Raw genomic sequence first — 9,917 nt, forward strand, 5'->3', positions numbered from 1 at the left:
CCTTACAAAAGTAGGTTTTTTGATAGAAAACTTACACTTAAGTTATCAACACTTGTTATTTAATAATAAGGTTTAACTATAAAAAAAAGCGCTCCTATAAACGGAAGCGCTTATTCAAATATGTTACTTAAGTCTACTGAATTTGTGTTTTAGCTCTATTGTCTTCAATCTCTGCCGATTCTTTTAAGGCATTATATAATTTAGAATTTACCACATTCGACTTTTGTTGTTCAACTCTATTAGCTGCGGCTTGGTAGTTATCAAGTTCTACTGCTGGAGTAACCTTTGTTACTTGTATCATATAAACGCCTTTCTCGCCATCAATTAAACTGGAAGTTTCACCTTCATCTAAACCGAAGGCAGCACCAACAACTAATGGTTCGCGTCCTGCTCCTGAAATGGTTGGGTTTTTCATATTAATTCCTGTAGCCGTTCTAACAGAAGTGCTTTCTGCAGCAGCTAAATCATCTAAAGTGGAAGCAGAAACCCGAGATCTAATCATCTCTGCTTTCTTCTCTTTTCTTATAACAGGTAAAACTTTTGCGGTAGCATCTTCAACCGACATAAGTCCTGCTTCATGTTGCGCTACTAATTGAGCAATAACATATCCTCCTGGCACATTAAAACGTTTAATATCGCCCACTGACGTCTCATCTTGAAAAGCCCAACGCACTATAGGTCTTTGATTACCAACGCCCGGAATGCTTTCATCAAGCACTTTAATACCGTTTACAGGTCTTATATTAAATTTATTTTCAGCAGCAACAGTTTCAAAATCTCCTTCTCCTGCATTTATTTCAAAGCTTGAAGCATCTCTAAATACTTTATCGCTTGTTGCCTCCGAAGGTTCAATCTTTCTAGCAATGGTACCTACCTGAACAGCCTTCTTCTTTTCTTTTTGACCTTCTATTTCAATAATATGAAATCCAAAAACAGTTTTTACAACACCTAAATCGCCCGTTTTTCCATCAAATTCAAAGTCATTAAACTCAGGAACCATCGTGTTATATGGGTGCCAATCATACCGTCCTTCTTTTGCTATACTTCCCTGATCTGACGAAAATTGCTTTACAAATTCTGGAAATTTAGAACGACTTCTCTTTAAAACAGTTAATAGGCTATCGGCTAAAGTCTTAGCCTCTGCTTCTGTTTGAGTTACTTCTGGTGTTGCACTTTGAGCCCCGATAAAAGGTATTAATATATGGCGTACTTTAACAGAATCAGGAATTTGCTTTACCGCCGTTACCTTTGATACCTTAAAGAAACCGTCGTGCTTATATGGACCAAAAACTTCACCTTCGTTAAGTGCATAAATATCTTCCGCAAACTCTGTTGGTAAACTTGATTTAAAGACAAAACGATCGTTAAACTTAATATCTGAAGAGGCTATTGAGTTGATATACTCCTCATTATTCTTTACTTTGCTAAACGCAACAATGGTGTCTTTTCTTCCTCGTTCGTCAACCAATTGCCCTTTTACATAGGTTTCTAATTCTTCCTTAATGGCATTTTCATCTTCAACCGATGCTTGCTCCTTAAATTCCACAAAACGAATATCTCTGGAGGCCTCTACTTCATACTGCTTTTTATTGTCGTTAATATAACTTGAAATATCAGATTTAGATACTTGCACGACACTATCTGGAATAGAAGCATATGCTACCTGAACATACTTTATATCAACCTTATTACCTTCTAACTTATGCTCTAATTCCCCTTCTGAAAGCGTTCCTGTTAAACCAGCCTTAACCATATTAAAATAGTTTTGGTTTAATCCGTTAAAAGCTAGTTGCTTCTCATATCCAATCCAACTCTCATAGCCAGGCGCAGATGTTTCTTTTAAATTTGCTATATACTCGTTTAATTTATTCTCATCAAACAATCCTGCTTCATTTAAAAACTCAGGACTTGTTGCTAAAGCTGTTCTAAGTAAATCTCTCATCTGGTCCTGTTCAACAGAAATGCCAAGCTCTTCAAACTGTGTTTCCATCACAGCTTGCCTTACTTCTTGATCCCATACTCTATTCATAACCTGAGTATTTGTGGCATTTGGACCCAATTGCCTCTGCAACCCTTCTACCTTTTGCAAAAATTCTTCTCGAGAAATGTCTTTCCCATTTATAGTGGCAACTATATTTTGCGATTTTGAAGTTAGTGCATCACTGTTCTTGAATAAATCTGCTAATACAAAGGAAAATAACGCTAATGCGATTATGAGAATTAAGAATAGTGAACGTTGTCTTATCTTATTTAAAACTGCCATCTGAAAAATTTAATTTTAACACCCAGTTACAGGGATATACTTATTAATTTGCTGCCAAATATTGCAATTTGACAAAAATATCGTGCGCGAAAATACCATTTTCTATTTAATAATGAAAGGAGAATATCGGATTTTAATCTTCCTCTAAAACTTTAAGTTCTACTAAGTCAATTTTAGTATTTGACACTTCTAAAATGACAAATTGAAACGTATCAATAACCACAACATCGTTTTGACCAGGAATTTCTTCGGCATGATTTACAATAAGCCCTCCCAACGTTTCGTAATTCTCACTTTCAGGAAGATTAATTTTGTAAGTTTCGTTAATATCATCTACTTCTAAACGCGCCGAAAACTTATACGTATTTGTAGCTTCGTCGAACTCTTCTATTAAATCAATCGAATCATGTTCATCTTCAATTTCACCGAAGAGTTCCTCTACAATATCCTCAACCGTCATAATCCCAGAAGTTCCACCATATTCATCTAGAACCACGGCTATACTTCTGCGTTTCTTTGTTAAGACATTTAAAACATCCTTAATGAGCACTGTTTCCGGAACGTACTCTACAGGTGTTAACATTGATTTTATACTCTTAGCCTCTTTAAACAGTTCAAAGGAGTGAACGTACCCTAAAATATCATCAATATTTTCCTTATAGACCAGAATCTTTGTTCTACCACTCTCTGTAAATAAGGTGTTTAAAGATTTTATAGAGTCATTAATTTCAACAGCAATAATCTCCGTTCTGGGAACCATCACCTCTCTAGCTTTTACTTCTGAAAACTCAAGGGCATTCTTAAAAATTTGAATTTCAGAATCTACATCCTCATGCTCTTCAACAGATTCCATCTGCTCACTTATATAATTACCCAATTCTACTTTGGTAAAAGCTAATTGAATTTGATCGCCTTCAGTTTTAAAAAACACTTTCAATATAAAATCCGATATCCAAATAACAAAGTTTGATATCACAGCAAAGAGTATATAAAACAAATATGCTGGTATAGCCAGCGCTTTAATTAATGTGTTGGCATAAATTTGAAAAAACACCTTAGGTAAAAACTCTGCTGTTATAAGAATAACAAAAGTGGAAATTACCGTTTGTGAAAACAGGCTAGCATCAACCAATAAATAATCAACAAACCCATACGATGTAGGGATTAGGGTTTGAAACCAATCCATTAACATATCTCCCATAAAAAACCCATAGATAACAAGAGCAATATTATTGCCTATTAACATCGTGGTGATAAATTTGGAGGGTTTAGCGGTAAGCCTACTTAATATCTTTGCTAAAAGTCCTTCTTGCTTTTTTTCAATCTCAATATGAATTTTATTAGACGACACATAAGCAATTTCCATCCCTGAAAAAAAAGCAGAAAGTATTAAAGATGCAATTATTATAATTACATAAAGACTCATTTACTAAGAGTTATTTCTATTATCAAACTTCTTACTAAACTTTTTCCTGAAGAAATACATGAAAATAGCAAGGGCAGCTAAACCAAAAGAAATATAAGCGCCGTTTGTTCCATTACCCCATTTGGTTACGCCATCATAAATAAATAATACAGCAAATACTAAATACGCATATTGGAATATTTTAGAATACTTCATTTTATTTGTTGAATTTGATTGTAAAGATACTTAAAATTGAAAAAAATGGCTTTAAAATTACTCCTCAAGAGTTATAATTCCAGTAACTTCGAGCACCTCGGCATTAGTAAACTTTGAATTAGAATCGAATCCGTTACCATTAATAATATCTTGTTTTGTTTGAAAAGAAACGGGTTGATTAGTAAACAACCACTCTTTTTTTTCATCGTAATACAACTGGTTCGTTTTTAAAACACTACTATCGTTTGTGGTTATAACCACGTTTTCCTGTAAGTCTATAAGGTTATTGCTTGTATAGACTATTGCATAATCTGCAACCACCGTACTCTTTTTATTCTGATCATCAAATACATAAAGTGTTACCCCCTCTACAAATTCTCTAAAAGGAAAATCTCGATTGGTATAATCTAAAGCTTTTGTACTTAACAGATTAGCTTTTATCCTTCCAAAAGCCGTATATTTTAAATTAAGATTATAGTCAACACCTAATGGTTCATTCTCAGAAATTCCAATTTTTTGAACCTGGTCGTAATTATTATTACATGAAAAAAACATCGTCACAGTAATAACTGTGACGATGTTTAACAATTTATATAATCTTCTAATTTTCATTAAATACTTGGTACGGTAACCGAACTATTTATCCAGCAACCAATTTTAATGGTTTCTCCGGCTCTCCCAGAGCTAAATACTTCTGCCTTACTTGGAGCTTTTGCTTTATAGTTTGCAGAAGACTGAGATGCAGCCTTTTTCATTGTTGGATCAACACGTGCCGCTTTATTTGCTTCCTGAGAAGCTAACCAATATACCGCTCTCTTATCAAAATTTGATTCTCCACAACTATTCGCACTAGCAGCGTACATAGAGGCTATAGCAATATGCGGTCTTCCATTTGATGGATTGAGCTTTAAAGCTTGTCTGTAATAGTTTCTTGCTTTTCCGTAACTTTTTCTTGCCTTTAATTTAGTCGCTACTTTATAATAAAGTTTTGATTTTTTGAAACCATCTGTTTCTAGACTAATTGCCTGATCATAAAACTTAAGCGCCTCATTTGCCTTTTTCTCTTTCTCTTTAAGTAAACCTAAATAATAAGCCGAACTTGCAGAAGGATTCAATTCATGTAAAGCATTTACTAACTTAAAGAATAACGGGTCATCGGTACATTCTTTTTCAGACATTTTACCAGCAGCTCTTTGCAACCAAATGGCATTATCTTTGTTAGCTTCAAAATCTTTTTGGTACAAAGGAATTAAATTTTCACAATTTGCTCTATTCCCCAATTTTTGATCAATACTTCCGGATATCTGATCATAAGCCTTTAAATAACTTGAGTAGTAACGTTTATAGCTGTTCTCTTTTTTAGTTAAAGCTGTACCCGCATCTTCTTTAGCAACAAGTTTGTTTAGTTTTTCAGAGTAATTCTTTACCTCTTCTTCAACTTTCTCTACTATGTCATCATACTTATTAAATAAATCTTGTGCTGGTTTTTTCCCTTCATCAAACAAATCAACCATTAACGAGAAGTAGGTATACAAACTTTTAGGATTCGTAAAAGAATCTTTATCCATGTGGTAGGCCTCATCAAAACAAGTATATAACTCATCTTTAGACAAGCTTAAAATATCTCTATTATCATATTTTAATTGACAAGCCTTTGCAAGATACTCTCCTTTAGGTGTCTTACTTGTAAAATGCTCGCCACGTTGCTCCCATAACTTTACTAAATCATTGATAAAAGCAGTTTTTTCAGCACCACTAGCATTGTCTATTTTGTGATTTAATATTTTCTCGCCGTCTGCATAAATGGCAATATTAAACTTAGGGCATTTATTTCTTACAGCCATCCAAGGTTCGTAGGCAGCATCATAATTCTTTGCTTTCACGTACTCGTGGAATATGGAAAGCTTTGTGATGCACTCCTCGTCTTGTTGAGCAAACCCAATATTAAATCCAATAAATAATAATACTAATAACGTAATTCTTGTTTTCATGATAATAATTTTGTGCTTTTATTGAAATTTTCTTTTCTGAAACCATCTATCGTTCAAAGATAAACTTAATTGAACATTAATAAAATTCTCTTGAATTAAATTATTCTTTGTAGTCCCGCGCTGACCATACTCGAAACCAATATTTGCGTTTGATAGTAATCTTGTATCGCCCACTGGTAACCCTATACCAAAAGACATGCCAAACTCATTAATAGATTCATCATTAATAACCAAACCAGTCTTTTCAAATCGTACCCCTGCTCTATAAACAGCTCTTTTAAAATAACTTGAAAAAGAATTGTATTGCGGAATAAAAAAGCCACCAATTGCTATTGTAGACGCATCTTCATAGGTTGTTTTATTGGTACTGTATAACACATTTGAGAATTTACTCGACTCCTGAAAAAAATATTCTGCGCCGATAAACCAGTTTCTAACTTGTCCAATCCCAAGTCCTATGCTATATTTTGCAGGCATAACTAAATCCGTTTTCTCCAAACCTAGTGCTTCCAAGTTTGCCTCTACTGTGTTAAGAGGAACTTCTCTCCCTGAACTAGGCACTATTGTAATGGTTGAGAATAGTCTATCGTTATCAGAAACGATCTTCCTTTCAGGAGCGTATGTTGCCCCTGTAACCAATTCTAATCTTTCATTTATCTTGGCTTTATAAGACAACCCAAAGTTAACCGTGAATCCACTTAGATCAGACCTATTAATCTCTCTCGACTGATACTGTACAGGAACACGATTATCGTATTGAAACGCAATAACATTATTCTGTATATTTCCAAAGTTATATTGAAAATCTACTCCTGCCGACAACCCTTCAGTAAATTGGTAACCCAAGCCTAAAAACACTCTATTTAAACCGCCTTCACCATTAAACCTGTTGTCTACGTCACCTTCGTCATTAAGAGATTCTAATCTGTAACCTACTGAGGTATAAGGCATAACACCAACTCCAAACCCTAGCTTACCAATAGGTATTGATAAAGCTAAATAATTTAAAGCAGCCGATTGTGCCTCTCCTTTACTTGTGGCACTTTTTAAATTTGTTCTTTTAAAACTGCCTCCCAATGAAAATTTTACGGGTCTGCTGTCGCCTCCCCACATCGCTAGGTTATTTCCTCCATACGAAGCTGGGTTTCTTAAATTTACATGAATACTATCTGTATAGATACTCAAGCCCCCCATACTTCTATTTTCTACGGTACCTTTAAAATTTAAACTACCAATACCATAAAAAGAATAAGGTGAGGTTGTTGCCTCTTGACTATAACTTTGAATTGCAGTTAATACAATTAAACCTAGTACAAGTTTTTTTATCATTCGTTTGAGTTAAATTCAAGAATATAATCCAATCCTTCCAAAAGGAAATTAGAATTGGCAAATATGCTACTTTTTAATTGTTTAGACAAAAAATTAGCATCGCCACCTGTTAAAATAACTGTTAAATCTGGATATTTAAGCTTATACATTTCAATGGTTCCATCAATTTCATTTAAAACACCATTTACCACACCAGAATGCATCGATGTATTTGTAGACCTACCAATTAAGTGTTCGGGTAACATTGGTTTTAATAACGGTAATTTGGCTGTTAAATTATGTAATGCTTGGTAGCGCATAGATATGCCAGGCGAAATAGCTCCTCCAAGGTAATGGTTGCTGCGGTCAACAAAGTCAAATGTTATGCAAGTACCCGCATCTATAATAAGTGTATTTTCATTTGGATATATTTTTACCGAAGCGCTTGCCAATGCCATTCTATCAACTCCCAAAGTTTTTGGAGTTGCATACAGGTTTTTAAAAGGTACTTTTGTTTTAAAATCGAGTAGCAATAGAGTAAAACTACGCCTTATCTCTTGTAAATCAATTGTATTAAGTTTTCCTACCGATGAAATAATAGCCCTATCGATCGCATAATTCTCTTTAATAGCTTTTACATGATACAGCACATTCTCTATATCAACAATCCTTTTATGTTTTAAAACACCTTCTTGAAAAACAGCAAGTTTCACAAAAGAATTACCTACATCAACAATTAAATTCATTCCTTACTAAAAGCTCAAATTTACAAAACCCCATGAAATTAAACTGTTATAAAAAGTTATAATATTCACAATTAATTGGTTAGCATAAAACACTTAAAAAATAAGCTCATTCATATTATTTTTTACGCAATTAGTTTGGCGAATTATAAAATTGAATATATATTTGCAACCGCTTTGGCGAGGTACCTTAGCTCAGTTGGTAGAGCAAAGGACTGAAAATCCTTGTGTCCCTGGTTCGATTCCTGGAGGTACCACAAAAAAATCCCGAAACTTTATGTTTACGGGATTTTTTGTTTTTTAAGCCGATAATTCTGTTAACTGGTCTTAGATTTCCAATGGGATTCTATATATGCCATAGTATCTTTTAAACCCAAAGGCTGGGAAGAAGCAGAAGCCCTGATAAAAAATTCTTCTTTCTCTCCTTTTACTAAAAATACAGGTTTGTTACTCCTTTCTATTTCAATAACACAAATATCTTTATCTTGTAATGAAACTATTTTAGTACTAATATATTTATGGGTTTGTTTGCCTAATGTATTATTGATAAGCGTTATTAGGGCCAAAACAAAACCATCTCTATTATTTTTACGCAGTGTACTATAATCATTATCTAATCCTAACACAGTCCCTTCATCATCCACACCTATAAGTAGCATACCACCATTGGAGTTTAAAAATGCAGATATGGTTTTGGCAACGACCACTTCTAAATCCTTATTTTTTGAATTTTGATAATAGTCCCATCTCAGTGAGGATTTAAACTCAAGAAAATCAGATTCTCCCTTACTGATTTCTGATTCCAAATTATGTATATCAAATACTAACCTGCCTCTTTTAAGCTTAAATACTCTTTTTCCAACAAGTAGTATCCCAGTAATTAAGGCTATTATAACTCCAAATAAAACATACAAAAAGGACTTGTTTAGCGCTACCTTATCCTTAAAAACGTTCCATTTTTTTGCTACTTCTAACAAATCTTCATTCGAAATACTTTCAGATCCTTTCATTATATCGGCCAAAACCCTTTCATTGCCCTTCTTAACAACAGGTCTTAAATTATTGGTAAACAAAGTTTCATATTGCTTATAGCCATCAGGTATCGAAATATCAGCCAGATTTAAAACAGAACTTGGTGTAATATAAACAAACGCATCCAAGGCTTTTTGCTGAACCGCATCATATAAAGCAGCATTCTTTTCGTAAACATTAAGTTTTAAGTCTGGGTGATGTTCTTTTAAATACATTCCCGTATAACCGTTTTTCACATGGCTTACCTCTAAATCTAAACTATCCATGCTAACTGGGTCAAAACCATTCCTAATACAAAGAATAGCTTGCGTAGCCAGTATTTGATCTCCAAAATCGTAAACTTCACTGAGCTCATCTGAATAGAAGCCTCCTGCAATAATATCAACCCTATTATGCTTTAGCCTATCTATACAATCATCTAAACTTCCTGGAACAAAAATTACACCTATTCCAGTTTCTTTGCTCCATAAATCCCACCAATCTATAATAAACCCTGACAACTTTCCTTGCGAATCTAAAGAAGAATAAGGCGGGTAATCGTTTAAGCAGGCCACCTTATATGATTGCGAAAATACCGCTGTAGAAAATACTATAAGCGAAATAAAAAAAAGTAATTTATTTAAGCCTTGCTTGTCCATTAAAATAATTTTAGTAGCCCTCTTTTTGTTAAAATAATCTTTAACACTTACTGACACAAAATTGACATTATTTATATGAATAAAAAAATTTATGTTAACCTTTTATAAAGGCATCTATGAGGAATATGGCGGAGGCTTTTAAAATGGTTATACCTCAATCACGGCACTAAGTCAAATCAAGTATTCCTAAATATTAAAGCAAAAAAAATCCTCAATCTAGCTTAGATTGAGGATTCAAAAAAGGCAGCGACCTACTCTTCCACAAGTGTAGTACCATCGGCGCTAATGGGCTTAACTTCTCTGTTCGGAATGGTAAGAGGT

8 protein-coding genes, 1 tRNA gene and 1 rRNA gene are annotated in these 9,917 nt (G+C 33.9%); 1 reads left to right on the forward strand and 9 read right to left on the reverse strand.

The window, feature by feature from the left end; genetic code table 11:
• Positions 1–133: 133 nt before the first annotated feature.
• The 7 genes from E5D58_RS11530 to E5D58_RS11560 all read right to left on the reverse strand — a co-directional run bounded on the left by E5D58_RS11530 (position 134) and on the right by E5D58_RS11560 (position 7,929).
• Positions 134–2,263 (reverse strand): peptidylprolyl isomerase, encoded by a 2,130-nt coding sequence (locus tag E5D58_RS11530; RefSeq protein ID WP_136482013.1) that lies wholly within the window; start codon positions 2,261–2,263, stop codon positions 134–136.
• Positions 2,264–2,396: 133 nt separating this feature from the next.
• Positions 2,397–3,689: a hemolysin family protein gene (locus E5D58_RS11535; protein WP_136482014.1), complete on the reverse strand. Its 1,293-nt coding sequence runs from the start codon at positions 3,687–3,689 to the stop codon at positions 2,397–2,399.
• A 3-nt stretch (positions 3,690–3,692) separates the two neighbouring features.
• The gene (locus E5D58_RS11540; protein ID WP_136482015.1) at positions 3,693–3,884 is read right to left on the reverse strand and encodes a hypothetical protein; all 192 of its coding nucleotides are present in this window, start codon (positions 3,882–3,884) and stop codon (positions 3,693–3,695) included.
• Positions 3,885–3,941: 57 nt separating this feature from the next.
• Positions 3,942–4,496 (reverse strand): LPS export ABC transporter periplasmic protein LptC, encoded by a 555-nt coding sequence (gene lptC / locus E5D58_RS11545; RefSeq protein WP_136482016.1) that lies wholly within the window; start codon positions 4,494–4,496, stop codon positions 3,942–3,944.
• The gene (locus E5D58_RS11550; RefSeq protein WP_136482017.1) at positions 4,496–5,875 is read right to left on the reverse strand and encodes a tetratricopeptide repeat protein; all 1,380 of its coding nucleotides are present in this window, start codon (positions 5,873–5,875) and stop codon (positions 4,496–4,498) included. Before E5D58_RS11550 ends, lptC begins: the two co-directional genes overlap by 1 nt.
• A gap of 18 nt (positions 5,876–5,893) precedes the next feature.
• Positions 5,894–7,204, reverse strand: a complete 1,311-nt coding sequence (locus E5D58_RS11555; RefSeq protein ID WP_136482018.1) for a hypothetical protein — start codon at positions 7,202–7,204, stop codon at positions 5,894–5,896.
• Positions 7,201–7,929, reverse strand: coding sequence for a type III pantothenate kinase (locus E5D58_RS11560; RefSeq protein ID WP_136482019.1), 729 nt, complete (start codon positions 7,927–7,929; stop codon positions 7,201–7,203). The genes E5D58_RS11555 and E5D58_RS11560 overlap by 4 nt, the downstream gene beginning before the upstream one ends.
• Positions 7,930–8,110: 181 nt before the next feature.
• Here E5D58_RS11560 and E5D58_RS11565 point away from each other — a divergent pair.
• Positions 8,111–8,183: transfer RNA gene (locus E5D58_RS11565), tRNA-Phe, on the forward strand.
• A gap of 60 nt (positions 8,184–8,243) precedes the next feature.
• On the opposite strand, the gene E5D58_RS11570 is transcribed toward E5D58_RS11565, so the two are convergent.
• Both E5D58_RS11570 and rrf read right to left on the reverse strand, forming a co-directional pair.
• Positions 8,244–9,596 carry an RNA-binding domain-containing protein gene (locus E5D58_RS11570; protein WP_136482020.1) on the reverse strand — a complete coding sequence of 451 codons (1,353 nt, stop codon included), beginning with the start codon at positions 9,594–9,596 and terminating at the stop codon, positions 8,244–8,246.
• Between the two features lie 238 nt (positions 9,597–9,834).
• Positions 9,835–9,917: ribosomal RNA gene (gene rrf / locus E5D58_RS11575) — 5S ribosomal RNA — on the reverse strand; the annotation flags it as partial.

It is taken from the genome of Cognatitamlana onchidii, assembly GCF_004804355.1.
GTDB lineage: Bacteria > Bacteroidota > Bacteroidia > Flavobacteriales > Flavobacteriaceae > Cognatitamlana > Cognatitamlana onchidii.

Bases quoted from the DNA above. Each gene is read 5' to 3' on its own strand.
- E5D58_RS11530 (WP_136482013.1), bottom strand. From the start codon at position 2,263: ATGGCAGTTTTAAATAAGATAAGACAACGTTCACTATTCTTAATTCTC.
- E5D58_RS11535 (WP_136482014.1), bottom strand. From the start codon at position 3,689: ATGAGTCTTTATGTAATTATAATAATTGCATCTTTAATACTTTCTGCT.
- E5D58_RS11540 (WP_136482015.1), bottom strand. From the start codon at position 3,884: ATGAAGTATTCTAAAATATTCCAATATGCGTATTTAGTATTTGCTGTA.
- lptC (WP_136482016.1), bottom strand. From the start codon at position 4,496: ATGAAAATTAGAAGATTATATAAATTGTTAAACATCGTCACAGTTATT.
- E5D58_RS11550 (WP_136482017.1), bottom strand. From the start codon at position 5,875: ATGAAAACAAGAATTACGTTATTAGTATTATTATTTATTGGATTTAAT.
- E5D58_RS11555 (WP_136482018.1), bottom strand. From the start codon at position 7,204: ATGATAAAAAAACTTGTACTAGGTTTAATTGTATTAACTGCAATTCAA.
- E5D58_RS11560 (WP_136482019.1), bottom strand. From the start codon at position 7,929: ATGAATTTAATTGTTGATGTAGGTAATTCTTTTGTGAAACTTGCTGTT.
- E5D58_RS11570 (WP_136482020.1), bottom strand. From the start codon at position 9,596: ATGGACAAGCAAGGCTTAAATAAATTACTTTTTTTTATTTCGCTTATA.